The organism is Aquamicrobium terrae (assembly GCF_052978165.1).
Window position 1 is genome coordinate 1,318,712 of sequence record NZ_JBRKLZ010000001.1, and the last position, 24,759, is coordinate 1,343,470.

Annotated in this window: 33 protein-coding genes; 9 read left to right on the plus strand and 24 right to left on the minus strand. The window is 65.5% G+C overall.

What is annotated here, in order from left to right; translation table 11 throughout:
* Positions 1-219: 219 nt before the first annotated feature.
* From ACVCNR_RS06550 to ACVCNR_RS06580, 7 genes are all read right to left on the minus strand, one after another.
* Positions 220-1,098 (minus strand): 3-hydroxybutyryl-CoA dehydrogenase, encoded by an 879-nt coding sequence (locus tag ACVCNR_RS06550; protein WP_354199127.1) that lies wholly within the window; start codon positions 1,096-1,098, stop codon positions 220-222.
* Positions 1,099-1,200: 102 nt separating this feature from the next.
* The gene (locus ACVCNR_RS06555) at positions 1,201-2,130 is read right to left on the minus strand and encodes an electron transfer flavoprotein subunit alpha/FixB family protein (protein ID WP_354199125.1); all 930 of its coding nucleotides are present in this window, start codon (positions 2,128-2,130) and stop codon (positions 1,201-1,203) included.
* A gap of 23 nt (positions 2,131-2,153) precedes the next feature.
* Positions 2,154-2,903 carry an electron transfer flavoprotein subunit beta/FixA family protein gene (locus tag ACVCNR_RS06560; RefSeq protein ID WP_354199123.1) on the minus strand — a complete coding sequence of 250 codons (750 nt, stop codon included), beginning with the start codon at positions 2,901-2,903 and terminating at the stop codon, positions 2,154-2,156.
* A 211-nt stretch (positions 2,904-3,114) separates the two neighbouring features.
* Positions 3,115-3,885 carry a rhomboid family intramembrane serine protease gene (locus ACVCNR_RS06565; RefSeq protein ID WP_354199121.1) on the minus strand — a complete coding sequence of 257 codons (771 nt, stop codon included), beginning with the start codon at positions 3,883-3,885 and terminating at the stop codon, positions 3,115-3,117.
* Positions 3,886-3,919: 34 nt separating this feature from the next.
* Positions 3,920-4,501, minus strand: coding sequence for a cob(I)yrinic acid a,c-diamide adenosyltransferase (locus ACVCNR_RS06570; RefSeq protein WP_447074172.1), 582 nt, complete (start codon positions 4,499-4,501; stop codon positions 3,920-3,922).
* A gap of 16 nt (positions 4,502-4,517) precedes the next feature.
* On the minus strand, positions 4,518-4,709 hold the full coding sequence (locus ACVCNR_RS06575; RefSeq protein WP_447074173.1) for a twin transmembrane helix small protein: 192 nt from the start codon (positions 4,707-4,709) through the stop codon (positions 4,518-4,520).
* A gap of 25 nt (positions 4,710-4,734) precedes the next feature.
* A complete protein-coding gene (locus ACVCNR_RS06580) occupies positions 4,735-5,574 on the minus strand; it encodes an SDR family oxidoreductase (protein ID WP_447074174.1) in 840 nt (279 codons plus the stop codon).
* Between the two features lie 74 nt (positions 5,575-5,648).
* Between ACVCNR_RS06580 and ACVCNR_RS06585 the strand changes: the two genes are divergently transcribed.
* Complete coding sequence (locus ACVCNR_RS06585; protein ID WP_354199113.1) at positions 5,649-6,503, plus strand: YihY/virulence factor BrkB family protein; 855 nt, start codon at positions 5,649-5,651, stop codon at positions 6,501-6,503.
* On the opposite strand, the gene ACVCNR_RS06590 is transcribed toward ACVCNR_RS06585, so the two are convergent.
* Both ACVCNR_RS06590 and gluQRS read right to left on the minus strand, forming a co-directional pair.
* Positions 6,470-7,369 (minus strand): DMT family transporter, encoded by a 900-nt coding sequence (locus tag ACVCNR_RS06590; RefSeq protein WP_447074175.1) that lies wholly within the window; start codon positions 7,367-7,369, stop codon positions 6,470-6,472. The genes ACVCNR_RS06585 and ACVCNR_RS06590 overlap by 34 nt on opposite strands.
* Positions 7,370-7,466: 97 nt before the next feature.
* Complete coding sequence (gene gluQRS / locus ACVCNR_RS06595) at positions 7,467-8,354, minus strand: tRNA glutamyl-Q(34) synthetase GluQRS (RefSeq protein WP_447074176.1); 888 nt, start codon at positions 8,352-8,354, stop codon at positions 7,467-7,469.
* 94 nt (positions 8,355-8,448) lie between these two features.
* Between gluQRS and ACVCNR_RS06600 the strand changes: the two genes are divergently transcribed.
* Both ACVCNR_RS06600 and ACVCNR_RS06605 read left to right on the plus strand, forming a co-directional pair.
* Positions 8,449-9,090 (plus strand): DNA-3-methyladenine glycosylase family protein, encoded by a 642-nt coding sequence (locus tag ACVCNR_RS06600; RefSeq protein WP_447074177.1) that lies wholly within the window; start codon positions 8,449-8,451, stop codon positions 9,088-9,090.
* A 127-nt stretch (positions 9,091-9,217) separates the two neighbouring features.
* Positions 9,218-9,775, plus strand: coding sequence for an HNH endonuclease (locus ACVCNR_RS06605; RefSeq protein ID WP_354199105.1), 558 nt, complete (start codon positions 9,218-9,220; stop codon positions 9,773-9,775).
* 301 nt (positions 9,776-10,076) lie between these two features.
* Here the strand turns inward: ACVCNR_RS06605 and ACVCNR_RS06610 are convergent, their stop codons facing one another.
* The 6 genes from ACVCNR_RS06610 to ACVCNR_RS06635 form a co-directional block, all read right to left on the minus strand.
* Positions 10,077-10,352: an HPr family phosphocarrier protein gene (locus ACVCNR_RS06610; protein ID WP_354199133.1), complete on the minus strand. Its 276-nt coding sequence runs from the start codon at positions 10,350-10,352 to the stop codon at positions 10,077-10,079.
* A 17-nt stretch (positions 10,353-10,369) separates the two neighbouring features.
* Entirely contained in the window at positions 10,370-10,771 is a 402-nt protein-coding gene (locus ACVCNR_RS06615) for a PTS sugar transporter subunit IIA (RefSeq protein ID WP_354199103.1), read from the minus strand.
* A 146-nt stretch (positions 10,772-10,917) separates the two neighbouring features.
* On the minus strand, positions 10,918-11,391 hold the full coding sequence (locus tag ACVCNR_RS06620; RefSeq protein ID WP_447074178.1) for an HPr kinase/phosphorylase: 474 nt from the start codon (positions 11,389-11,391) through the stop codon (positions 10,918-10,920).
* Positions 11,388-13,160 (minus strand): sensor histidine kinase, encoded by a 1,773-nt coding sequence (locus ACVCNR_RS06625; RefSeq protein WP_447075652.1) that lies wholly within the window; start codon positions 13,158-13,160, stop codon positions 11,388-11,390. The genes ACVCNR_RS06620 and ACVCNR_RS06625 overlap by 4 nt, the downstream gene beginning before the upstream one ends.
* A gap of 30 nt (positions 13,161-13,190) precedes the next feature.
* On the minus strand, positions 13,191-13,892 hold the full coding sequence (locus ACVCNR_RS06630; RefSeq protein WP_354199131.1) for a response regulator: 702 nt from the start codon (positions 13,890-13,892) through the stop codon (positions 13,191-13,193).
* Between the two features lie 34 nt (positions 13,893-13,926).
* Positions 13,927-14,202, minus strand: coding sequence for a hypothetical protein (locus ACVCNR_RS06635; protein WP_354199097.1), 276 nt, complete (start codon positions 14,200-14,202; stop codon positions 13,927-13,929).
* A gap of 13 nt (positions 14,203-14,215) precedes the next feature.
* Between ACVCNR_RS06635 and ACVCNR_RS06640 the strand changes: the two genes are divergently transcribed.
* The 4 genes from ACVCNR_RS06640 to ACVCNR_RS06655 all read left to right on the plus strand — a co-directional run bounded on the left by ACVCNR_RS06640 (position 14,216) and on the right by ACVCNR_RS06655 (position 17,571).
* On the plus strand, positions 14,216-15,826 hold the full coding sequence (locus ACVCNR_RS06640) for a phosphoenolpyruvate carboxykinase (RefSeq protein WP_447074179.1): 1,611 nt from the start codon (positions 14,216-14,218) through the stop codon (positions 15,824-15,826).
* Between the two features lie 80 nt (positions 15,827-15,906).
* Positions 15,907-16,344, plus strand: a complete 438-nt coding sequence (arfB, locus tag ACVCNR_RS06645) for an alternative ribosome rescue aminoacyl-tRNA hydrolase ArfB (RefSeq protein ID WP_354199094.1) — start codon at positions 15,907-15,909, stop codon at positions 16,342-16,344.
* A gap of 71 nt (positions 16,345-16,415) precedes the next feature.
* Positions 16,416-16,871 (plus strand): peptidoglycan-binding protein LysM, encoded by a 456-nt coding sequence (gene lysM / locus ACVCNR_RS06650; protein WP_354199093.1) that lies wholly within the window; start codon positions 16,416-16,418, stop codon positions 16,869-16,871.
* Between the two features lie 88 nt (positions 16,872-16,959).
* The gene (locus tag ACVCNR_RS06655) at positions 16,960-17,571 is read left to right on the plus strand and encodes an alpha-ketoglutarate-dependent dioxygenase AlkB family protein (RefSeq protein ID WP_447074180.1); all 612 of its coding nucleotides are present in this window, start codon (positions 16,960-16,962) and stop codon (positions 17,569-17,571) included.
* Positions 17,572-17,741: 170 nt separating this feature from the next.
* On the opposite strand, the gene coaA is transcribed toward ACVCNR_RS06655, so the two are convergent.
* From coaA to hisB, 9 genes are read right to left on the minus strand one after another with little or no spacing between them, the layout of a single operon-like run.
* Positions 17,742-18,701, minus strand: a complete 960-nt coding sequence (coaA, locus tag ACVCNR_RS06660; RefSeq protein ID WP_354199089.1) for a type I pantothenate kinase — start codon at positions 18,699-18,701, stop codon at positions 17,742-17,744.
* Between the two features lie 28 nt (positions 18,702-18,729).
* Positions 18,730-19,056, minus strand: coding sequence for a phosphoribosyl-ATP diphosphatase (locus ACVCNR_RS06665; RefSeq protein ID WP_447074181.1), 327 nt, complete (start codon positions 19,054-19,056; stop codon positions 18,730-18,732).
* A gap of 8 nt (positions 19,057-19,064) precedes the next feature.
* Positions 19,065-19,859 carry an imidazole glycerol phosphate synthase subunit HisF gene (gene hisF / locus ACVCNR_RS06670; protein ID WP_354199085.1) on the minus strand — a complete coding sequence of 265 codons (795 nt, stop codon included), beginning with the start codon at positions 19,857-19,859 and terminating at the stop codon, positions 19,065-19,067.
* 19 nt (positions 19,860-19,878) lie between these two features.
* Positions 19,879-20,715, minus strand: a complete 837-nt coding sequence (locus ACVCNR_RS06675; RefSeq protein ID WP_354199083.1) for an arginase family protein — start codon at positions 20,713-20,715, stop codon at positions 19,879-19,881.
* On the minus strand, positions 20,712-21,461 hold the full coding sequence (gene hisA / locus ACVCNR_RS06680) for a 1-(5-phosphoribosyl)-5-[(5-phosphoribosylamino)methylideneamino]imidazole-4-carboxamide isomerase (RefSeq protein ID WP_447074182.1): 750 nt from the start codon (positions 21,459-21,461) through the stop codon (positions 20,712-20,714). Before hisA ends, ACVCNR_RS06675 begins: the two co-directional genes overlap by 4 nt.
* Position 21,462: 1 nt before the next feature.
* Positions 21,463-21,753 (minus strand): DUF1330 domain-containing protein, encoded by a 291-nt coding sequence (locus ACVCNR_RS06685; protein WP_354199079.1) that lies wholly within the window; start codon positions 21,751-21,753, stop codon positions 21,463-21,465.
* Between the two features lie 10 nt (positions 21,754-21,763).
* Entirely contained in the window at positions 21,764-22,414 is a 651-nt protein-coding gene (gene hisH / locus ACVCNR_RS06690) for an imidazole glycerol phosphate synthase subunit HisH (protein ID WP_447074183.1), read from the minus strand.
* Position 22,415: 1 nt separating this feature from the next.
* Positions 22,416-22,898, minus strand: a complete 483-nt coding sequence (locus ACVCNR_RS06695) for a DUF2628 domain-containing protein (protein WP_354199075.1) — start codon at positions 22,896-22,898, stop codon at positions 22,416-22,418.
* A 2-nt stretch (positions 22,899-22,900) separates the two neighbouring features.
* Complete coding sequence (gene hisB / locus ACVCNR_RS06700; protein WP_354199073.1) at positions 22,901-23,500, minus strand: imidazoleglycerol-phosphate dehydratase HisB; 600 nt, start codon at positions 23,498-23,500, stop codon at positions 22,901-22,903.
* 186 nt (positions 23,501-23,686) lie between these two features.
* Here hisB and hslV point away from each other — a divergent pair, with 186 nt between their 5' ends.
* Both hslV and ACVCNR_RS06710 read left to right on the plus strand, forming a co-directional pair.
* Entirely contained in the window at positions 23,687-24,238 is a 552-nt protein-coding gene (gene hslV / locus ACVCNR_RS06705; protein ID WP_354199071.1) for an ATP-dependent protease subunit HslV, read from the plus strand.
* Positions 24,228-24,758: a GNAT family N-acetyltransferase gene (locus ACVCNR_RS06710; RefSeq protein WP_447074184.1), complete on the plus strand. Its 531-nt coding sequence runs from the start codon at positions 24,228-24,230 to the stop codon at positions 24,756-24,758. Before hslV ends, ACVCNR_RS06710 begins: the two co-directional genes overlap by 11 nt.
* Position 24,759 lies beyond the last annotated feature (1 nt).

Sequence of the window (24,759 nt, forward strand, 5' to 3'; positions counted from 1 at the left end):
AGATTTGACGGGTGGGCCTGAAAGCGCTTGTCATTTCGTCATCCCGACCAAGACGAGCGTCGCCGACCGGAAGCCATGATCCATGCGGTGACGTCTCAAGGTTCCGGAATGAATTCCGGACAGCCTACCCCCGCTTCGCTAAAGCCGGCTTCCGGGATGACGATGACGTGTTTGCCAGAGCAATATGCGGCGGCCCTGTCCGCTGCAGGCAGATGAAAATCAGCGCGTCGGCACCGGATGTTCGCCGCGATAGTCGTAGAAGCCCCGCCCGGTCTTGCGGCCGAGCCAGCCGGCTTCGACATATTTCACCAACAGCGGGCACGGTCGGTACTTGGAATCCGACAGGCCGTCATGCAGCACCTGCATGATCGACAGGCAGGTGTCGAGGCCGATGAAGTCGGCAAGCTGCAGCGGGCCCATCGGATGGTTCGCCCCGAGCCGCATCGCCGTGTCGATCGCCTCCACCGAGCCGACACCCTCATAGAGCGTGTAGATCGCCTCGTTGATCATCGGCAGCAGGATGCGGTTGACGATGAAAGCCGGGAAATCCTCCGACACGGTGATCGTCTTGTCGAGCTTGTTCACATAGGCCTTGGCCGCCTCGAAGGTCTGGTCCTCCGTGGCGATGCCGCGCACCAGCTCGACCAGCTTCATGACCGGAACCGGGTTCATGAAATGAATGCCGATGAAACGCTCCGGGCGGTCGGTCTGTGCCGCCAGCCTCGTGATGGAGATCGAGGAGGTGTTGGTGGCGAGGATCGCCGTCGGGTTGAGCTGCGGACAAAGCTCGGCGTAGATTTTGCGCTTGACCGTCTCATCCTCGGTGGCCGCCTCGATGACGAGATCGGCGGCGGCAAGGTCGGACATGGCTTGGGCGCCGGAAATGCGCGCCAGCGCATCCTTGCGGGCCTTTTCCTCGAGCTTGCCCGACGACACCTGCCGCGCCATGTTGCCGCTGATCGTCGCCAAGCCCTTCTCGATGCGGTCGGCCGAGATGTCGTAGACCAGCACATCGTAGCCGGCCAGAGCCGAGACATGGGCGATACCTCCGCCCATCTGGCCCGCTCCGACGATGCCGACCGTTCCGATCTTGCTCATTCCTGACCCCGTCTGACTGAAATTTGTGCAGTGCAAACTAAAAGGACGGGGCGACTTCGTCTACCCCGTCCGCAACAGTTTAATACGCTCTGCGTGTCGCGGTCAAAGCGCCTTTTGGAGTTCTGGGAGGACTGTGAAGAGGTCGCCGACGATGCCGTAGTCGGCGACCTGGAAGATGGGGGCTTCCTCGTCCTTGTTGATGGCGACGATGACCTTGCTATCCTTCATGCCGGCCAGATGCTGGATGGCGCCGGAGATGCCGCAGGCGATGTAGAGGTCGGGGGCGACCACCTTGCCGGTCTGGCCGACCTGCCAGTCGTTGGGGGCATAGCCGGCATCGACGGCGGCACGGGAAGCGCCGACGGCCGCGCCCAGCTTGTCGGCCAGCGGCAGGATCACCTCCTGGAACTTCTCGGCCGAGCCCAGCGCGCGGCCGCCCGAGATGATGATGCGGGCCGAGGTCAGCTCCGGACGGTCGCTCTCCGACAGCCTGTTCTCCACGAAAGAGGACACGCCGGGATCGGCGGCGGCGTTGACGGTCTCGACGGCGGCCGAGCCGCCTTCCGGCGCGGCCTGGAAGGAGGCGGTGCGCACGGTGATGACCTTCTTCGGCTCGCTCGCCTGCACCGTCTGGATGGCGTTGCCGGCATAGATCGGACGCTTGAAGGTGTCGGGCGAGACGACCTCGACGATCTCCGAGACCTGCGCCACGTCGAGCAGGGCGGCGACGCGCGGGGCGACGTTCTTGCCCGACGAGGTCGCCGGGGCGACGATGGTGTCGTAGTCGGGGGCCAGCGACACGACCAGCGCCGCGAACGGCTCGGCCAGGCGCTCGGCCAACTCGTCGGCTTCGGCCAGCAGCACTTTTCGGACACCCTTGAGCCTGGCGGCGGCATCGGCGGCGGGCTTGGCGCCCTTGCCGGCGACCAGCACGTCGACGTCGCCGCCGATCTGCGAGGCCGCGCTCAGCGCCTTGGCGGTCTGGTCCGACAGCGAGGCGTTGTCATGTTCGGCGATGAGAAGAATTGCCATGGTTTTATCCCTTTCCGCTTCGCTCAGAGAACGCCGGCTTCGTTGCGCAGCTTGTCGACCAACTCGGCCACCGAGCCGACCTTGACGCCCGCCTTGCGCCCGCCCGGCTCCTCGGTCTTCAGAACCTTCAGGCGCGGGGCGACGTCGGCGCCGAAATCGGCCGGGCTCTTCTCGTCCAGCGGCTTCTTCTTGGCCTTCATGATGTTGGGCAGCGACGCATAGCGCGGCTCGTTGAGGCGCAGGTCCGTGGTCACGATCGCCGGCAGCTTCAACTCCACCGTCTGCAGGCCGCCGTCGACCTCGCGCGTCACCCTCGCCTTGTCGCCGTCGATCTCCACCTTCGAGGCGAAGGTGCCCTGGGCCCAGCCCAGAAGGGCGGCCAGCATCTGGCCGGTCTGGTTGCAATCGTCGTCGATCGCCTGCTTGCCGAGGATCACCAGGCCCGGCTCTTCGGCCTCGACCACCCCTTTCAGCACCTTGGCCACGCCCAGCGGCTCCACCGCCTCGTCCACCTTGACCAAGATCGCGCGGTCGGCGCCCATGGCCAGCGCCGTGCGCAGCGTCTCCTGCGCCTGCTGAGGCCCGATCGACACCACCACGATCTCCTCGACCTTGCCCGCTTCCTTCAGGCGGATCGCCTCCTCCACCGAAATCTCGTCGAACGGGTTCATCGCCATCTTCACATTGGCAAGCTCAACACCCGAGCCGTCGCCCTTCACCCGAACCTTGACATTCGCATCCACAACCCGCTTCACGGGCACGAGAACTTTCATCGCTAACTCACCTCTCGAGATTTCCTTGGATGCGCAATAGCAGCGCTTTCCCTGTCAAAATTGTCCAAAGCCGACATTTTCCAGCGCCATGTCGTGGTATTCGGCGCCTGTAGTGGCGGAGGGGCTTCCCCAGGCGGCCGGAACCGTAGTTTGGGGCTCCAGACCCGTCAATATGTGCAGTGCAAACAAAATCGTTTGAATTGCCGCAATCCTATTGCCTGCCCCAGCGCGGCGCCGGTTCCTTGTCCACGGGTTCGAGCGCGCTCTTCTGCTCCACCGCCACGCTGCGCGGCAGAACCACCTCCCGGTCGAACAGCGGCACGTCGCGGCGCTTGAAAACCAGGAGGAGCACCGCCCCCGCAATAATGCCCCCAACATGGCAGGCCCAGGAAATCTGGTCCTCGGCAAAGCCGAGGAACATGACGAATTGCAGGGCGATCCAGGCAGCCAGCGCGAGATAGGCCGGCACACGCAGCGGAATGCGGCCGAAGGCGAGGATCCACACCTTTACCCGGGGGTGCAGCAGCAGATAGGCGGCGACGACCCCGGCCACGGCGCCCGAGGCACCGATCAGCGGCGCCTGCGATTCCGGCGCCACCATCCCGTGCACGAAGGCGCCCGCTGCCGCGCACAGCAGATAGAAGGCAAGGAAGCGCAAATGCCCCATCGCGTCCTCGACATTGTCGCCGAACACCCACAGGAACAGCATGTTGCCGCCCAGATGCAGGATATCGAGGTGCAGGAACGAATAGGTGAGGTAGCTCCACTGCTCCGGCACCACAACGAATTGCGGTGCGAGCTCGGCGTTGTCGTAGATCACCGAGGGGATGAAGCCGAGGCCGAGCATGGCGGCGTTGGAGAAGTCCTCGCCGGCCAGCCGCGTGGTGCAATAGACGATGACGTTGAGCGCGATCAGGCCGATCGTGACATATTGGAGCTTGATGTGGTGCAGGCTGTTGGCGTCATGCAGCGGAATGAACATGGGGCTCCTGCCGGCACGGGCTCAGAGAAATCGCTCAGCGGTTCTTGCCCGGCACCCATAACACATCGGCATTTCCGTTGTCATTGACCGCCCGCGCCGCCACGAACAGCAGGTCCGAGACGCGGTTGATGTAGCGGATGCCTTCCGGGTTGACGTGCTCGCCTTCCTGCTGCGCCAGCGCCACCATCTCGCGCTCGGCCCGGCGGGCCACCGTGCGGGCCAGATGCAGCGCGGCCGCAGCCGGCGTGCCGCCATTCAGCACGAAGGAGCGCAGCGGCGACAGGTTCTTGTTGAGGAGGTCGATGTCCTGCTCCACCCGCGTCACCTGTGAGGCGACGATGCGCAGCGGCTCGTAGTCCAGCTTCTTGCCGGTGTCCGGCGTCGCAAGATCGGCCCCCAGGTCGAACAGATCGTTCTGGATGCGGCCGAGCATGGCGTCGATCTCGGCATGGGCCGCGCCCGTGTGCACCCGGGCGAGCCCGATGCAGGCGTTGGCCTCGTCGACCGCGCCGAAGGCTTCCACCCGCTGGTCGCATTTCAGCCGCCGCTCGCCGGTGCCGAGCCCGGTGGTGCCGCCGTCGCCGGTGCGGGTGTAGATCTTGTTCAGCCGGACCATGAAACCTCCCGATCCCTTACCTGCCGGTCAGATAGAGCGCGAGCAGGAGAAACACCAGCGCCACGAACTGAAGCATGACGCGCGCCTGCATCAGCTTGTTGGAAGTGTTGCCCGAACCGCCGCGCATCATGTTGACGAGACCGCGGACCAGAACCACGACCACGGCAAACATGAAGATGACGGCGATGACGTTGAATACGGTTGCCATGGGAATATGTCCGGTTTGTCTTCTGTCAGGCGGTTCGGGAAAGGATGCGGTAGAGCACGCCCGCAGGAAGCAGGCGCTTCATCAGCACCCCGATCCTGGCCGGCACCGTTACCACATAGTGTGGCCGCGGGCGCCGCGACACAAGCGCATGGTGGAGCGCCCGATAGACGACCGCCGGGTCGGCCCGCACCTTATCGTTGGCCTCGCGCACCTGCTCGAGTTGGGCCCGGTAATCGTCCCGATAGTGCGAATTGCCGTAATCGACATGCTTCAGGAACCAGGTCATGCCGTTGCGATGGATATTGGAGCGCACCGGTCCCGGCTCGATCAGCGAGACATGGATGCCGCTGCCCTCCAGTTCCTGGCGCAGAGCCAGCATCAGGCCTTCCACCGCATGCTTGGACGCGCAGTAGCCCCCCCGCAAACGCGCCGGCATCAGGCCGAGGATTGACGAGCAGTGCACCAGCCTTCCATGGCCCTGCGCCCGCATGGCGGGCAGGACGCGGCGGGTAAGGTCATGCCAGCCGAAGACGTTGGCCTCGAACTGCTCGCGCAGCGCCTCCACCGGCAGGTCCTCGACCGCGCCGGCCTGCGCATGGGCGCCGTTGTTGTAGAGCGCATCGAGCCGGCCGCCGGTCCGCTCCATCACCGCTTCCACCAGCGCCTCGATCGATTCGGGCTCGCGATAGTCGAGATAGAACGCCTCGAACCCGTCGTTTCGCAGCGCTTCGATGTCCTGATCCTTGCGCGCCGTGGCGAAAACCCGCCAGCCGTCCGCCTTGAGAGCGCGGGCGCAATGGGCGCCGATGCCCGACGATGCCCCGGTCACAATGATTGTGGGCGACTGTGCTGCAGGACCGGTCATTCTTCCCTGGGGCTTGTCTTTCGGGGCCAACCCTTCCCATATTCGCGGCCTCGATTCAATCACGGGACGGGCCATTGTTACGCAGGATCGTAGCCGTCAAACGTGTTCTTTATGACGCGCTCGGGCATTTCAACTATGATGACGGCTGGGCCATGGCCAGTCATCTGGCCATCTCGGCATTGATGGCGCTGTTCCCGTTCCTGATCTTCGCCACCACGCTGGCATCCTTCCTCGGCGCCCAGGCTTTCGCCGATACCGCGGTGCATCTGGTGTTCGACACATGGCCCGAACAGATCGCCCAGCCCATCGCGCGCGAAGTGCTGAACGTGCTCACAGTGCAGCGCACCGACCTGCTCACCTACGGCGTCCTGCTCGCCGCCTTCTTCGCCTCCAACGGCATCGAGGCGCTGCGCACCTCGCTCAACCGCGCCTACCGGGTGACGGAGAACCGTGGCATCATCCACCGCCGGGTGCAGAGCCTCGTCTTCGTGCTGATCGGGTCGGCCGTCTTCTTCGCCATCAGCGTGCTTCTGGTGTTCGCGCCGCTGATCGCCCGCCTTGCCGAAGCACGGCTGGAATGGATCGGCCCCTATATGGGCACCATCACCTTCTGGCGTTACGCCATCGCCGCCACGGTGATCATCGGCGGGCTGTTCGCGGTGCATTTCTGGCTGCCTGCCGGGCGCCGCAGCCTGCTGTCGATCCTGCCCGGCATCGGCTTCACCCTCGTCGCCTGGCTGGTCGGTTCGGTGGTGTTCGGCACCTATATCGACAATTTCTCCTCCTATGCCTCGACCTATGCGGGGCTGGCCTCGATCATGATCGCCGTCGTCTTCCTCTACATCATCTCGGCGATCTTCATCCTCGGCGGAGAACTGAACGCCGCCATCAGCCGCTATCTGGAAGCGCGCGCCCGCGTCGGTGCCTGAAGGCCCGGCGCGCGGGCCGTGGCCAGCCCGACGCCGAGCGTGGTGACGGCCATGCCGACGATCTGCACCGGCGTCAGGCTCTCGCCGAACAGCGCCCATGCCATCAGCGCGGTCACCGCCGGCACCAGGTAGAACAGCGAGCCGACCTTCGCCATCTCGCCGTCGCGGATCAGGATCATCAGCAGGAAGATCGCGCCCACCGAAAGCACCAGCACCAGCCAGGCCATGGCAAAGACGAGTTCGCCGTTGAGCACCACGGCCCGCGTCTCGAACAGCAGCGAGGCCGGCACCGCCACGGCCGCGCCGCCGACATATTGCCAGAACGTGCCCGCCACCAGATCGCTGCCGGAGCCGTGGCGCTTCTGCCAGATCGTGCCGGCGCTGATGGCGACGACGGCAAGCACCGATGCCTCCAGCGTGGCGGCGGTGATGCCGCTGCCGGCGACCCCGAGCTTCGGCCACAGCACGGTGACCACCCCGACCAGCCCGATGGCAAGGCCCAGCCAGTGGCGCGGCAGGATTTTCTCGCCGAGCACCTGCCCCGCCATCACCGCCGTGATCAGCGGTTGCAGGCCGACGACCAGCGCCGAAAGTCCGGCTGGCATGCCCTTGTGGATCGCCCAGAACACCCCGCCCAGATAGACGCCGTGCATCAGCGCCCCGGCCCCGATGGCGTGCAGCACGGTGTTGCGCGGCAGCCTTTGCGAGCCCAGCACGAGCAGCAGGAGCGCAAAGAAGGCCGCCGCGATGACGAAGCGTCCGCTCAGGAAGGTGAATGGTTCGGCCCACGGCATGGCGTAGCGCGCACCGATGAAGCCGGTCGCCCACAGGACGACGAAGAGTGGGGGAATGAACCGCTTCATCATGAACCTTTCAGCCGGGCGGGAGGGTCGCCCGTAGTCAGGCCGCATGCCTTAATGCCCCCGGACCGGACAGGCAAAGGAAAACCGGTGGGCCATCGGCTCACAGGCCGACGAGTCGCCTGATGTCGCCGGGTGTTTTTCCGTCGGCGCGCAGCGCCGCAAGCCCGGTGTGCCCGAGGCTCTTCGACAGCTTGCGCCCTTCCGCATCGAGGATCAGGCGGTGATGGCGATAGGCCGGCGCCGGCAGGCGGAGCAGTTCCTGCAACAGGCGCTGGATCGCGGTGGCATGGTAGAGGTCTCGGCCCCGCACCACATGGGTCACGCCCTGCAAGGCATCGTCGACGACGACGGACAGGTGATAGCTGGTCGGGATTTCCCGCCGCGCCAGAATGACGTCGCCCCAGGCGGAAGGATCGGCCGCAACCGTTCGGAACCGCCCAAGATCGTCGTCGTCATACTCCCGCCATTCCAGAGGGCGGCCCGGCGACAGGTCAAGACGCGCCAGTGCCGCCGCCACGTCCAGCCGCCAGGCGAAGGGTTGGCCGTCCCCGATGCGCCGCTGCCTTTCCGCCGTTCCCAGCGACTTGTCGAGCCCCGGATAGAGCGGCGCGCCGTCCGGATCGCGCGGCCAGTCTCGCCCCGCCTTGTCCTGACCGGCAATGAAGGCCCTGATCTCGCCCCGACTCATGAAGGCCGGGTAGACCAGTTCTTCCTCAATGAGCCGCGCCAATGCCTGCGCATAGTCCTCGAAATGCTCGGACTGGCGCCGCACGGGCTCTTCCCACCCGATGCCCAACCAGCGCAGGTCCTCATGGATGCCGGCCTCATATTCAGGGGTGCAGCGGGTGAGATCGATGTCCTCGATGCGCAGAAGCAACCTGCCGCCATGGGCCTTCGCCAGATCGCTGTTGAGCAACGCCGACAGGGCATGGCCCAGATGCAGCTCGCCATTGGGGCTCGGCGCGAAGCGGAAGGTCGATCCTGTCATCCTGTGGCGGCAATCGGGTTGTTCGGCTCTTGCGGCGATTGCTACTCTCGGCCATCACCGGATACAAGCCACCCTGGCAGGGCATCGACGGCATATGCAACGCATCGAAACGACTGACCACATCGCGCTCGGCCTCGACGCGCTGTGCACGCTCGACCCGCGCCTCGCCACGGTCAGGACGAAGGCCGGCGAGGTGCCGCTGCGCCTCTCGGAGCCCGGTTTCCGCAGCCTCGCCTCGATATTGGTGTCGCAGCAGGTTTCGCGCGCCAGCGCCGACGCCATCTTCGGCCGCCTGACCGGACTGCTCGATCCGCTGACGCCGCAAGCCGTTCTGGAAGCCGGCGAGGACACCTTCCGCACCGCCGGCCTGTCGCGTCCCAAGCAGCGCGGCCTGCTCGCCGCGGCCGCCGCGGTGGCGCAGGGACTCGACCTCGACGGGCTCTGCCAGCTCGATGCCGGCGAGGCCCACCGGCTGCTCACCGCCATTCCCGGCATCGGCACCTGGACGGCCGATTGCTACCTTTTGTTTGCCGCCGGCCATCCCGACATCTTTCCGGCCCGCGACGTGGCGCTGCAAACCGCTGTCGGCCATGCGCTGGCTATCGACCCGCGCCCCGCCGAGAAGGAACTTCTGCGTCTGGCCGAATCATGGCGCCCCTGGCGAGGCGTCGCGGCGCGCCTGTTCTGGGCCTACTATCGCGAGTTGCGGGGCCGCGAGGCCGCGCCGCCGGCCTGAAGCCTCAAGAAAACGCTTCAAACACGCGTGTTTGAGGGGTTTGCGGCCTCACAATCCGCTTCACATCCCTGTCATGGGAGGCGTACAGTATCCGCGGCGTCGAGCAGACGGAAAGGAGACTGGGCAAGTGACGGTCGCCGTATCCCCGGATGGGCTTCCCGCACTGGTGCTGAACGCGGACTATCGCCCGCTCAGCTATTATCCCCTGTCGCTGTGGTCGTGGCAGGACGCCATCAAGGCCGTGTTCCTCGACCGTGTCAACATCGTCGCCGAATACGAGCATGCGATCTCGTCGCCCAGCTTCACCATGAAGCTGCCGAGCGTGGTCAGCCTCAAGACCTATGTGAAGCCGTCGCGCTATCCCGCCTTCACCCGCTTCAACGTGTTCCTGCGCGACCGTTTCCGCTGCCAGTATTGCAACACGGCAGAGGATCTCACCTTCGACCACGTGATCCCACGTCGTTGTGGCGGCACGACGACGTGGGAGAACATAGTCGCCGCCTGTTCCCACTGCAATTTGCGCAAGGGGGGCATGCTTCCGTCGCAGGCCCGGATGTGGCCGCAGCAGAAGCCCTACCGCCCCACCGTCCAGGACCTTCACAACAACGGCCGGCTGTTCCCGCCCAACCATCTGCATGAAAGCTGGATGGACTTTCTCTACTGGGATGTCGAGCTGGAGCCCTGAGGCGCGACCTGCCTTCGCCGGAGCCCTTCAGATTCTGTCCTGCCTATCATCCCCAAAGGCGGGAGACGTAGCCTTACGGCTTGGCCACCGCTTTTTCCATCCTCGGCAAGGTTTCGGGATGGATTCTGGACCTTGGAGCGACCGCAGGGAGCGGAGAGTGTCGGGAATCCATGCCGGAACCTTCAAAGTCACGGAATGGACCCCGGACAGCTTTCGTTTCGCTGCGGCTTCCGGAATTATGATGGGGATCGGGTTACGTTATCAACCGGCACGGAGCGAACCTGGAAGATCGCGACGCGCTCTAGACTTCCTCGCCGAAGCGGTTGGAAATCAGCTCCACCAGCGCGTCGAGCGCGGCTTCCGCGTCGGGGCCGCTGGCGAGCACCCGGATCGAGCAGCCGGGGCTGGCGGCGAGCATCATCAGGCCCATGATCGAGGTGCCGCCGACGCGCATGCCGTCCTTCTCGACCGAGACGACGGCGTCGAACCCGCTGACCATCTGGACGAACTTGGCCGAGGCCCGGGCATGCAGGCCGCGCTGGTTGACGATCTCCACCTCGCGCGCCAGTTCTTCCATGTCGTCCAGTCCGCCGCTCATTTGCTGGCCAACAGTTGACTGGCAACGTTGATGTATTTGCGCCCGGCCGCCTGCGCCTCTTCCAGCGCCACGGGCATGTCGTCGTTCTTGCGCACGCTCGACAGCTTGATCAGCATCGGCAGGTTCATGCCGGCGATCACCTCGGTGCGGCCGGCCTCCATTACCGAGATGGCAAGGTTGGAGGGCGTGCCCCCGAACATGTCGGTCAGCACAATGACGCCGGCGCCCGTGTCCACCTCGGCAACGGCCCCGACGATGTCGCGGCGGCGCTGTTCCATATCGTCATCGGGGCCGATGGCCACGGTCGCCAAATGGTCCTGCGGGCCGACGACATGTTCCAGCGCGTTGCGGAACTCGTCAGCCAGTCGACCGTGCGTGACGAGCACGAGTCCGATCATCGTTGGATGGCTCCCGTCATGGCCCCTTCACAAGCGCTTTTTATACTCGCCACCCCGGCGGCGTTGGGTGCGCTATCTTGTCGAGACGCGGCGCGTTGACAAGCCCTAAAGTGCACCATAGCGAGCCATTTTGCCGCACCGCAGCATCAATTTCCGCTGAAAGGCGGCAGTCTCAGCCACGATATAAGCATTTGCGCGGCCGAAATCACATCCCCGGCCGGCAGGTCGATGCGCGGCACCCGGCAGCCGGCGATGACCTCGCTCGCCTCCTCCTGCATGCGCGCCACCGCGCCGGCCGGCACCAGCCGTCCGACCAGGTCGATGACGGCGGCGGGCTCGCTTGCCAGTTCGCGCGGGCCGAGGCCGAACACCTCGACCAGGCCGCTGATGGCGGGCGGCGCATGGCAGACCAGCCGTCCGCCATGACCGCTCACGAAAAGCTGATCGTCGGCCACCAGCCGGGCAAAGCGCCCGCCGGCGCGCAGGCGCCCGATCAGGGCGATTGCCAGGGTGCTCTTGCCGGCGCCCGACGGTCCGGTGATCAGGATGCCGCGATCGCCGGCCAGGACAGCGGTGGCGTGGATGTTGGTGCGGCCGGCGGCGGGGCCGGAAGCGCTCACGGCTCCACCGGCAAGGTGATGGTGAAGCGCGCGCCGCGCGCCTCTCCCGGCTTGCCGCCGGGAATGTTCTCCGCCGTCAGCGTGCCGCCATGCGCCTCGATGATCTGGCGGCTGATCGACAGGCCGAGGCCGGAATTCTGGCCGAACGCCTCGCCGGACGGACGGTCGGTATAGAAGCGCTCGAAGATGCGCTCGACCGCATCGGCACGGATGCCCGGCCCGTTATCGTCGATGGTGATGATGTGCGAATTGCCCGACCGCTCCAGGGAAATCGTAATGACGCCGTGGTCGTCCGGCACGAAGGAGCGCGCGTTCTCGATCAGGTTGGTGATGACCTGCCCCAGCCGCAGCTCATGGCCGCTGACGCGATAGCCCTTGGCCCCCTGTGGCTGCGCCGCGACATGGAGCTGGATGTCGACCGGCTTCTTGTGCCGCGAGGCCTCGCGCGACACCGCCACGAGGTCGGTGAGGAATTTCTTGAGGTCGACGCCGGAGGCATCCTCGCGGGCGAGCTCCGCGTCGAGACGCGAGGCGTCGGAAATGTCGGTGATGAGCCGGTCGAGCCGGCGCACGTCATGCTGGATGACCTCCATCAGCCGGGCGCGCGAGGAGTCCGACTTGGCCAGCGGCAGCGTCTCCACCGCGCTGCGCAGCGAGGTCAGCGGGTTCTTCAGCTCATGGCTGACATCGGCCGCGAAGCTCTCGATGGCCTCGATGCGGGCATAGAGCGCATTGGTCATGTCGCGCACCGCAATGGAAAGGTTGCCGATCTCGTCCTGCCGGTCGGAGAAATCCGGAATTTCCTCGCGGCTCTTGACCCCGCGCCGCACCCGCACGGCCGCCGCCGCCAGCCGGCGCAGCGGATTGGCGATGGTCGAGGCCAGAAGCAGCGACATCAGCGCCGTCACCAGCGCCGCGATGCCGAACACGCGCAGGATCGCCTTGCGTTCCGCCGCGACGATCTTGTCGATGTCGCCTTCGGTGGACAGCATCAGCACGCCGAGCACGGCCCGGAAACGCTGGATCGGCACCGCCACCGACACCACCTGCTCGCCCTTCTCCGAAATGCGCACGATGGTCGAGGGGCTGCCGGTCAACGCCTTCATCACCTCGGGATAGGCCGCGCCATTGCCGCCCGGCTGCTCGTGGTAGATCGGCAGGTCGCGGTTGCGGAACAGGTCGAAGACGAACTTCTCCACCCGCTCCAATATGTTCGGCTGGTCCCCGTCTATCGCCGGCAGGTCGTAGCGCAGGATCTGGCCGCGCGAATAGAGCCGGCGCGAATCGAGCAGCAGCACCGCGTCACGGTCGTAGACGCGGGCGCGGGTCTTGGTCGGCGAGATCAGCCGGCGCAGCAGCGGCGCGACGCGCTCGGGATTGATCGGGAAATCGAGGTTGTCGAGCTGGTCGGAACTCGGCGCCAGGCTCTCGCCGGCCTGGAGTTCCAGCAGTTTTTCCGGGTCGATGCTGATCGAATCGGTCTCGATCGTGGCCGAGGAGGCGATGGCGCTGGCGATGATCTCGCCCTGCGTCATCAGGCTTTCGACACGCGCGTCGATGAGGCCGTCGCGGAAGGTGTTGAGGTAGAGGATGCCCGTCACCATCACCGCGAGGCCGGCCAGGTTGACAAACAGGATGCGCCTGGTGAGGCTGGAGAAGAAGTGATGGCCGAGGAAGCGGCGGATCGGCACCGTCACGCGCGACAGCACCGAAAGACGGCGGGCCGGGCGTCTCGCGGCGCCCGCCGGCTTCTTCAGCTCTGCTTCCATGGCCATGGCCCTGCGGCCCCCGTTGCCGCCTTACGCTTCCTTGAAGCGGTAGCCGACGCCATACAGCGTCTCGATCATCTCGAAGTCCTCGTCCACTGCCTTGAACTTCTTGCGCAGCCGCTTGATGTGGCTGTCGATGGTACGGTCGTCGACATAAACCTGTTCATCATAGGCCGAATCCATCAGCGCGTCGCGGCTCTTCACCACGCCCGGCCTTTGTGCCAGCGAGTGCAGGATAAGGAATTCGGTCACCGTCAGCGTCACCGGCTGGCCCTTCCAGGTGCAGGTGTGGCGCTCCTGGTCCATGACGAGCTGGCCGCGCTCCAGCGAACGGGTCTGCTGGTTCGGCGTCTTGGCGGCGGTTTCGCGGGCGCCGGCGCGGCGCAGCACGGCCTTGACGCGCTCGACCAGAAGGCGCTGCGAGAAGGGTTTGCGGATGAAGTCGTCGGCGCCCATCTTGAGCCCGAACAATTCGTCGATCTCGTCGTCCTTCGAGGTCAGGAAGATGACCGGAAGGTCGGTCTTTTGGCGCAGGCGGCGCAGAAGCTCCATGCCGTCCATGCGCGGCATCTTGATGTCGAGAATGGCGAGGTTCGGCGGACGGGCGGCCAGCCCCTCCAGCGCCGACGCGCCGTCCGTGTAGGTCTCGACCCGGTAGCCTTCGGATTCCAGGGCTATGGAGACCGAGGTCAGGATGTTGCGGTCGTCGTCGACAAGCGCGATCGTTGCCATTTCGAGCGGCTCCCTCATGGGCGACTGTCCCTTCTCAAAGCAGAAGGGCTTGTGCAGGACAAATTAGGTACAAAATGTGGCGCGTGCATTCAACCGCGCCGTGCTGCCGCACACCCTTGCAGCCGGCGTCGACCAAACCCGGTGCCCGGGCATCCCGCCAGCAGCCCTGCACTTTTCCCACATCTAAACGATTTAAACAACTTTCAAATTTTTTAAATCGATTAATGATTTGATATTGTTTGTTTTTTCTGGTTCTCACCGGAAAAGGCCTCGGCAGCGACGGCCCCGCATCCTTTGCATCCGCGTACATTGAAAGGACTTCCATGTCGGAAATCGGCAAACGCAATCCTGCACTCGGGCTCGATGCACTCGGCCTTCGCACCTCCGGCAAGGTGCACTTCAATCTCGGGCCGGCCGAGCTTTGCGAGGAGGCGGTCCGCCGCGGCGAAGCCCAGCTCACCGCACATGGCGCGCTGGTGGCAGACACCGGGCAGTACACCGGCCGTTCGCCCAAGGACAAGTTTGTCGTCCGCGACGAGAACACCGAGGATCACGTCTGGTGGGACAACAACAACGCCATGACGCGGGCGCAGTTCGATGCCCTCCATGCCGATTTCCTCGCCCACGCCTCGACCCGCGACCTGTTCGTGCAGGACCTGATCGGCGGCGCCGACCGCTCGCTGGCCCTGCCGACCCGCGTCGTCACCGAATTCGCCTGGCATTCGCTGTTCATCCGCAACCTGCTGATCCGTCTTTCCGACGAGGAGATTGCCGGCTTCGTGCCGGAAATGACGATCATCGACCTGCCGTCCTTCCGCGCCGACAATGCCCGCCATGGCGGCCGCAGCGAGACGCTGATCGCCGTCGACCTCACCCGCAAGATCGTGCTGATCGGCGGCACCCGCTATGCCGGCGAGATGAAGAAGTCGGTATTCACCGCGCTCAACTACGTCCTGCCCGCCAAGGGTGTCATGCCCATGCACTGCTCGGCCAATGAGGGCCCCGACGGCGATGCGGCCGTGTTCTTCGGCCTCTCCGGCACCGGCAAGACCACGCTTTCGGCCGATCCGAAGCGCACGCTGATCGGCGACGACGAGCATGGCTGGGGCCCGCACGGCATCTTCAATTTCGAGGGCGGCTGCTACGCCAAGACCATCCGCCTCTCGGCCGAGGCCGAGCCGGAAATCTTCGCCACCACGCGCCGCTTCGGCACGGTGCTGGAAAACGTCATCCTCGACGACAGGCGCGTGCCGGACTTCGACGACGGCTCGCGCACCGAGAACACGCGCTGCGCCTATCCGCTGGATTACATCCCCAACGCCAGCGCCACCGGCCAGGCCAGCCATCCGAAGAACATCATCATGCTGACCGCCGACGCCTTCGGCGTGATGCCGCCGATCGCGAAGCTCACCCCGGCGCAGGCCATGTACCACTTCCTGTCCGGCTACACCGCCAAGGTGGCCGGCACCGAGCGCGGCGTGACCGAGCCGGAAGCGACCTTCTCCACCTGCTTCGGCGCGCCCTTCATGCCGCGCCACCCCTCGGAATACGGCAACCTGCTGCGCGAACTGATCGCCACGCACGGCGTCGATTGCTGGCTGGTCAACACCGGCTGGACCGGCGGCGCCTACGGGGTCGGCAGCCGCATGCCGATCAAGGCGACGCGCGCCCTGCTGACGGCCGCGCTCGACGGCTCGCTCAAGCAGGTCGAATTCCGCACCGACCCCAATTTCGGCTTCGAAGTGCCGGTTTCGGTGCCGGGCGTCGACCCGTCGATCCTCGACCCGCGCTCGACCTGGGCCGACAAGCAGGCCTATGACCTTCAGGCGGCCAAGCTGGTCGGCATGTTCATCGACAATTTCGGCAAGTTCGAGAGCCACGTCGACGCCGCGGTGAGGAGCGCGGCTCCCCACTTTCAGGAAGCCGCCGAATAAGGCTTAGAGAACCCGACAGCAGAAAGGCCCGGTCCCGATCGGGCCTTTTCTTTTTGTCTTTCAGGCCGCATGACTGCACCATGGGCACCGAGAACGACATCATCATCGGCAGGGAAGCCGTCATCCACGACGACGAGCTCGAGGAAGTGTTCATCCGCGCTTCCGGACCGGGCGGCCAGAACGTCAACAAGGTGGCGACCGCCGTGCAACTGCGCTTCGACGCCGCCAATGCGCGCGGCCTGTCGGAGCGCGTGCGCGCAAGCACGATCAGGCTCGCCGGCCAGCGCGCCACCAAGGACGGCGTCATCGTCATCGAGGCTGCCCGTTTCCGGACGCAGGAGCAGAACCGCGCCGATGCCCGCCAGCGGCTGGCCGCACTCGTCGCCCGGGCGGCCGAGCCGCCACCGCCGCCGCGCAAGAAGACGAAACCCACCAAAGGCTCGGTGGAGCGCCGCCTGAAAGCCAAGGCCGGCCGCTCGGTGGTGAAGAAATTGCGGGGCAGGATCGAAAACGATTGAAAATCCCGCCGTCTCTTCCATGTTTACTTGCTAACTGCGAATACCACATCGGTTGATAGAAGGAGACCACAATGGGTATTTTCGACTTCGTGAAGAACGTCGGTGCCAAGCTCGGCTTTGGCGACGACGAAACCCCGGATGCGGATGCGCTGAAGAAGGAACTCGATTCCCACAAGCTCGGCACTGACAACGTCAAGATCGAGGTCAACGGCGACACGGCGGTGCTGAAGGGCGAAGTCGCGGACCAGTCGGCGCTCGAAAAGGCGATCATCGCGGTCGGCAATACGCTGGGTGTCTCCAAGGTGCAGGCCGATGAGCTGACGGTGGCGACTCCGGACGCCACGGTCAAGGAAGCGGTTTTCTACACGGTCAAGAAGGGCGACAACCTCTCCAAGATCGCCGAGGCCCATTACGGCAAGGGCAAGGCCTCGAAATACACCGTCATCTTCGAGGCCAACAAGCCGATGCTGACCCACCCCGACAAGATCTATCCCGGCCAGGTACTGCGCATTCCCGATCTGGGCTGAGATTCGAGGATTTTTTGAAGGAACGGCGGCTTTCGGGTCGCCGTTCTGTTTTTTGGCATTCCAATGTCTGCCGATCAGGAACAGGTCAATGTCCGCTCTGCCAGAAGGCGTCCGCCACTTTCCCCTCTATCTGTCGCCGTCGCAGCAGGCCGGGCTGGTCGAGGAGATCAGGCGGATCGTGCAGGCCGCGCCGCTGTTCGTGCCGGCCATGCCGCGCACCGGCAAGGAAATGAGCGTGCGCATGACCAATTGCGGCGAACTGGGATGGGTCACCGACAAGGAGCGCGGCTACCGCTACCAGCCCGTCCATCCGGTCACCGGCGAGCCTTGGCCGCCGATCCCGGAAACGCTGCTGGCGATCTGGCGCGACGTTGCCGGCCATGAAAAGCCGCCGCAGGCCTGCCTCGTCAATTTCTACGACGAGCGCGCCCGCATGGGCCTGCATCAGGATCGCGACGAATCCGATTTTTCCGCGCCGGTGGTGTCGGTCTCGCTGGGCGACGACTGCCGTTTCCGGGTCGGCACCGCCGAGCGCGGCGGCCCGACCGCGTCGCTCCGGCTGGCGAGCGGCGACGTGCTGGTGCTGGGCGGGCAAAGCCGCCTCGCCTATCACGGCGTCGACCGCATCTACCCGCGGACCTCGCCGCTTCTGAAGAATGGCGGCCGCATCAACCTGACCCTGCGCCGCGTGAGTGAGTAGGCTGAACTGGGGCCTTTCAGGTCCGGACCAAATCGCCCCTCATCCCCCTGCCGGGACCTTCTCCCCGCAAGCGGGGAGAAGGATGCTGTCCGCAACGCTGGTGGCCCCCTCTCCCTGTTTGCGGGGAGAGGGTAAGGATGAGGGGCCGTTTCCGGCAGAACCCAAAGGCCCTACAGCTTCCGGAGCGCCACTTCCTCGACGAGATGGTCGGCGCCCTTGCGCAGGATAAGGTCGGCGCGCGGGCGCGTCGGCAGGATGTTCTCGCGCAGGTTCTTCAGGTTGATGTTCATCCACAGCCCCTCGGCGATCGCCTGCGCCGCCCCTTCGGAAAGCTGCGAATAGCGGTGGAAGAACGAATCCGGGTTGCGGAAGGCGGTTTCGCGCAGCCGCATGAAGCGGGCGATATACCAGTCGTGGATCAGCTTCTCGTCGGCATCGATATAGATCGAGAAGTCGAAGAAGTCCGACAGGAAGGGCACGAACTTGCCATCCGGTGGCAGGTGGCGCGGCTGCAGGACGTTGAGACCCTCGAAGATCAATATGTCCGGCCGGTCGATGGTGGTGAAGGCGCCCGGAATGACGTCATAGGTCAGGTGCGAATAGAGTGGCGCCTGCACGTCCTTCTCGCCGGACTTGATGGCCGACAGGAAGCGCAGCAGCGCGCCGACGTCGTAGCTTTCGGGAAAGCCCTTGCGCTCCATCAGGTCTTCGCGGCGCAGAACCTCGTTGGGCAGCAGGAAGCCATCCGTGGTGATCAGGTCGACCTTGGGGCTGGAAGGCCAGCGCGCCAGCAAATCCTTCAGCACGCGCGCCGTCGTCGACTTGCCCACCGCGACCGAGCCGGCGATGCCGATGATGAACGGCGTTTTGGTCGTGGTCTTGCCGTTGAAGAAGACGCGGCGCTGCTCGGCCAGAAGTTGGCTCGCCTCGACATGGGCGGAGAGCAGGCGCGACATCGACAGGTAGATGCGGCGCACCTCGTCGAGGTCGACCGGGTCGTTGAGCGAACGCAGCCGGTTGATTTCCTCGCCGGTCAGGGTCAGCGGCGTATCGGCCCTGAATTTCGACCATTCCTGCGCCGAGAAGAACAGGTAGGGAGAATATTGTGCGGTCGGCGCAAGCTGATCCATCGCGTCTCCTGCCCCTCGGCTTCGGGCGTCAGCCCGGCTGGCTCCGGGATGCCTTCTCGGCGACGCCCGACTGCCCGGTCCGCCGCTCGAGTTCGGCCAGCACATCGTCGAGGGAAACGCCCGCGATCGCCAGCACGACAAGCCAATGATAGAGAAGGTCGGCGCTTTCCGAAATGACGCCTTTGGTATCGCCCTTGACCGCGGCGATGACCGTTTCGACGGCTTCCTCGCCGAGCTTCTGGGCGGCCTTGTCCATGCCCTTGGCGAACAGCCGCGCGGTCCACGATTCCACATCGCCCGAGCGCGCCCGTTCGCGGATCGTGGCTTCCAGGTCGGAGAGCGAGAAACTGGCCATGGCGCCGTTTAGTGCCGATCCGGGCCGGAGTCGAGTCGAACCTCGATGCCGGCGGCGGCCATATGCGCCTTGGCTTCGGCGATGGAATAGGTGCCGAAGTGGAAGATCGAGGCGGCGAGCACCGCCGTCGCGTGGCCGTCACGTATGCCCGCGACCATGTGGTCGAGATTGCCGACGCCGCCGGAGGCGATCACTGGGGCGCGCACGGCATCGGCCACCGCCCGCGTCAGCGCGATGTCGTAGCCGACCTTGGTGCCGTCGCGGTCCATGGAGGTGAGCAGGATTTCGCCGGCGCCAAGGTCCACCACGCGCCGGGCGAACTCGACGGCATCGATGCCTGTCTTCTCGCGTCCCCCATGGGTGAAGATCTCCCAGCGGTCCGCCTCGCCTTCGCCGCTGACCTTCTTGGCGTCGATGGCCACGACGATGCACTGGTTGCCGAATTTGTCGGCGGCTTCCGCCACGAATTCCGGGTTCTTCACCGCCGCCGTGTTGATCGACACCTTGTCGGCGCCGGCCAGGAGCAGCTTGCGGATATCGGCCACCTGCCGCACGCCGCCGCCGACGGTCAGCGGCATGAAACACTGTTCGGCGGTACGCGCCACCACGTCGAAAATGGTTTCGCGGTTGTCGGAAGAAGCGGTAATGTCGAGGAAGCAAAGCTCGTCGGCCCCGGCCGCGTCATAGGCGCGGGCGGCCTCCACCGGATCGCCGGCATCGACCAGATCGACAAAATTGACGCCCTTCACCACGCGGCCGTCTTTCACATCCAGGCAAGGGATCACGCGGGCCTTGAGAGTCATGCGGAAAATTCCTTGTCCATCAGATGCGTTCAAGCGCCGCGAGCAGGTCGACCAGCAGATGGCCCGCCACCGGCGGCACGTCGCCCTGCGGGTCGAAGGCCGGGTCATAGGCCGAGAGCGTGACGCCGCTGATCGGCATGGAGCGGCCGATGCCGCAGACGATCTTCCCCAATTCGTTCGGGTCCGGGCCGCCGGGCGTCGTGTAGCGGTTCACCTGCAACATGTCAGGATCGAGAACGTCGAGGTCAATATGCAGATGCGTGCGCACCGCGCCGGCCGCGTTCAGCTTGCCCGCCTGTTCGACGGCGCTCGTACATGTGGAACGCAGCACGGGCAGCGCGTCGAGCAGCTTGCGCTCGTCGTCATCGAGGTCGCGCGCATCGACCAGCAGGCAGCGGGCCGGGTCGATCGCCTTAAAGCCGGGAACCGTGTGCGCGATCGGCTTCCAGCACAGGCCAAGCGCAATCGCCAGCGCCATGCCGTCGAGGAAGCCGTGCACGGAGGTTTCCGGCGTATTGATATCGCCGTGCTGGTCGAACCAGATAATGGAATCGGCCTGTTCTCCAGCCACCGCGCCAACGGTGGTGAGGCAGTTGCCGGCCAGCACCACCGGGAAACGGCCATCCTCCAGCGCCGCATCGACCCTGCCCGCCACCGCCCGGCACACGGCAAAGCCGGTGGCGATCTCGCGCGGCTGGTCGCCGCCCACCTTGCCGATGTCCTCGACGTCGACATCGTGGCCCGCCAGCGTCAGCGCCTCGACCAGCCCGCCGGTGACGAGCGCGTCCGGTCCCTGGCCGAAGCCGGATTGGTAGTGCCCGCTGTCATAGGGGGCAAGGACAAGGGAGAGCTTCATTGTGCCGTCCGCCGCTCACGCGCCTCGCGCAAAATGGCGAGCGCCTCGGCTGGACCGATGCGTCCGTCATAGAGGGCACGGCCGGAAATCGCGCCTTCGAGCTTGGCCGCATCGGGCATGGTCATGCGCACGATGTCGGCGATGGAAGCGAGCCCGCCTGAGGCGATCACCGGGATCGACACCGCCTCGGCCAGATCGATGGTCGAGGTCCAGTTGATGCCGGCCAGCACGCCGTCGCGGTCGATGTCGGTGTAGATGATCGCCGCCACGCCCGCGCCCTCGAACTTCTTCGCCAGTTCGGTGACCCCGAGTTCGGAGGCTTCGGCCCAGCCCTCGACCGCTACTTTTCCGCCGCGCGCGTCGATGCCGACGGCCACCTTGCCGGGGAATGCCTTGCAGGCTTCCTTCACAAGCTCCGGCTCGCGCACCGCCACGGTGCCGAGGATGACGCGGGCCAGCCCCTTGTCCAGCCAGCTTTCGATATGCGCCAGCGTGCGGATGCCGCCGCCGAGCTGCACCGGGTTCTTCGTCGTCTTGAGGATCGCCTCGACGGCCGCGCCATTGATGCTCTGCCCCTCGAAGGCGCCGTTGAGATCGACGACATGCAGCCACTCGAAGCCCTGCTCCTCGAAGGCGCGGGCCTGCGCGGCCGGATCGTTGTTGTAGACGGTCGCCTGGTTCATGTCGCCCAGCTTGAGGCGCACGCACTGGCCGTTCTTGAGGTCGATGGCGGGGAAAAGGATCATATCAGGCTCCCTCGACGATGACGACCTTGCCGACCGAACCGGCCAGCCTGTGCTTCAGCGCTTCCTGGTATTCGGGCGAATTGTAGCAGGCCAGCGCCGCCTCGTAGGAAGGGAACTCGACGATGACATGGCGGTTGCCGGTAGGGCCCTCGGGGTTTTCGAAACGCCCGGCGCGCACCAGGAATTTCGCACCGTATTTGGCGAAGGCCGCTCCGTTCGCCTCGATATATCTGCCGTAGTGTTCAGGATCGCGAACATCCACCATCGCCATCCAGTAGCCCTTCTTGCTCATGTCCGCCTCCTTACGGCTTCCAGCGCAGGAAATTGGCGATGAGCGCCAGGCCGAGCGTCTGGCTCTTCTCGGGGTGGAACTGGGTTCCAACGAGATTGTCGCGCGCCACCGCGGCCGTCACCGGGCCGCCGTAATCGGCCAGTGCGATCACCTGTTCGGGCTTCCGTGCATCGAGGTGGTAGGAATGGACGAAATAGGCATGCAGCCCGTCCGGCCCGGTCGGAATGCCGTCGAACAGCGGATGGTCGCGCGTCACGCGAAGCGTATTCCAGCCGATCTGCGGGATCTTGAGCGCAGGATCGGACGGTGCGATTTCCTTCACGTCGCCGGCGATCCAGCCGAAGCCCTGCGTGACCGTCTTTTCCAGCCCGCGCTCGGACATAAGCTGCATGCCCACGCAGATGCCGAGGAACGGCCGGGCGCGCGCGATCGCCGCTTCCTCGACCGCCTCCCACATGCCTTCGACGGCGCGCAGGCCGGCGGCGCAATCGGCATAGGCGCCGACGCCCGGCAGCACGATGCGGTCGGCGCCGCGCACGCGATCCGCATCCGCCGTCAGCTCGATGTCCGCCGCGATGCCGGCTTCCCGCGCCGCCCGCTCGAAAGCCTTGGTCGCCGAGCGCAGATTGCCCGAACCGTAGTCGATGATGGCGACGCGCATGTCAGTTTCTGCCGTATTGGATCAGGCCGAGCGAAGGCGCAGGCCTTAGCGGGCGCTGCCCCGCGGTTTCTGCCGGAACGATGGCCATGGCGGGTTCCGGTTCGTCAGGTTCGGCGGCCGCCTCATGCGCATAGCGCATATAGGCTTCGTCGGCATTGCCGGCCTCGACCACGCCCCATTGGCGAAATCCGCGGCGGCGGAGCGCCGCAACGCGCATCGCCTGTCCTTCCAGCCCGACATAGATGGAAACCAGCAGCCCCAGCAGCGAACCGGCGAAGCCCATGCCGGCCATTTCGCCGAAACCGGTGAACGCCCCCATGACCAGAAAGGCGATGATCGCCTCCGCCCACAGCCGGTGCCACAACAGCCACAGCGGCGGCACGAGGAACGCCGGCCACGAGAAACCGTCGCGCAGCAGCACCGCCTGCTCGGCCCGGCTTTGCGGGCTGCCGTCGGGCGGCAGCATCACGACATGGCTGGCCATCGCTACCCTTTCAGCGATCCCTTGGTGGAGGGAATGGCGTCCGGCTGGCGCGGATCGGGCTCCGTCGCCGCGCGCAACGCCCGCGCCACCGCCTTGAAGCAGGTTTCGGCGATGTGATGGTTGTTGGCACCGTAGTGGTTGGTGACGTGCAGCGTGATGCCGGCATGCTGCGACAGCGCCTGGAAGAACTCACGCACCAGTTCGGTGTCGAAGGTACCGATCTTGGGCGACGAGAATTCGACGTTCCAGACGAGGAACGGCCGGCCGGAAACGTCGACGGCGGCGCCGGTCAGCGTCTCGTCCATGGCAAGATCGATCGAGGCATAGCGCATGATGCCGCGCCGCTCGCCCAGCGCCTTGGCCAGGGCCTGCCCGATGACGATGCCGGTGTCCTCGACCGTGTGGTGGTCGTCGATGTGCAGGTCGCCCTTGGCGCGCACCGTCATGTCGATCAGCGAATGGCGCGAAAGCTGGTCCAGCATATGGTCGAAGAAGCCGACGCCGGTGGAGATGTCGGACTTGCCGGCGCCGTCGACATCGAGCGAGACCGTGATCTCGGTCTCCTTCGTCTTGCGGCTGACCTCGGCGGAACGCTCGACCATGAACCCTTCCCCTTATCCTCAAGGGCAAACTGGAAAACGCAAGCCTTCTAGCAGCATGAGGGGGCGATTGCCAGTTGGCAAAGCGGCGTTTGCAATCGCGTGGCGGCGACATAAATAAGCAGGCGAAACATCTCGTAATGCGCCGCTCGCTTCAGATGAAGGGCCGGCGCGACATCGGAGCTCCAAATGTCGAATGAACTGACCATGCACGCCACGACCATCATCACCGTGCGCAAGGGCGGCAAGGTGGTCATCGCCGGCGACGGGCAGGTAAGCCTCGGCCAGACCATCATGAAGGGCAACGCCAAGAAGGTGCGCCGCATCGGCAAGGGCGGCAACGTCATCGCCGGTTTCGCTGGCGCCACCGCCGACGCCTTCACCCTCATGGAGCGGCTTGAGGCCAAGCTGGAACAATATCCCGACCAGTTGACGCGCGCCTGCGTGGAACTGGCCAAGGACTGGCGCACCGACCGCTATCTGCGCCGGCTGGAAGCCATGATGCTGGTGGCCGACAAGAACGTGTCGCTGGCGCTGACCGGCACCGGCGACGTTCTGGAGCCCGAGCACGGCGTCATGGCCATCGGCTCCGGCGGCAACTATGCGCTGGCCGCCGCCCGCGCCCTGATGGACACCGACAAGGATGCCGAGGAGATCGCCCGCAAGGCGATGGAAATCGCCGCCGACATCTGCGTCTACACCAACCACAGCTTCGTGATCGAAACCCTCGATGCTGCCTGAACCGGGGCAACCTGAGCCGGAGCGACGCTACAGCTTCCGCGCCGTCACCGAAGGCGACCTGCCGCTGCTGCGGCGCTGGCTGGAAGCACCGCACGTGGCCGAATGGTGGACCGACGGCACGGAAGCGTCGCTGGCTTCGATCCGGGAAGCCATGGACAGCGTGTCCGTCGAGCCGCTGATCGTGGAACTCGACGGCAGGCCCATCGCCTATCTGCAGGCCTACGATCCGCATCTGGAGGAAGACCACCCCTATGCGGATCAGCCCTTCGGCACGCTCGGCCTCGACATCTCCATCGGCCCGGCGGAACTGTTGGGCGTGGGCCACGGCTCGGCCATCCTCGCGCAATTCGCGCAGGACCTGTTCGACGAGGGCGCGCCGCGCGTCGTCATCGATCCCGATCCCAAGAACCACAGGGCCATCCGCGCCTATGAGAAGGCCGGCTTCCGGGTGCTCGGCGAGCGCACCAGCCAGTACGGGCCCGCGCTGTTGATGGCGCTCGACGCCGACGAAGAGGACTGAG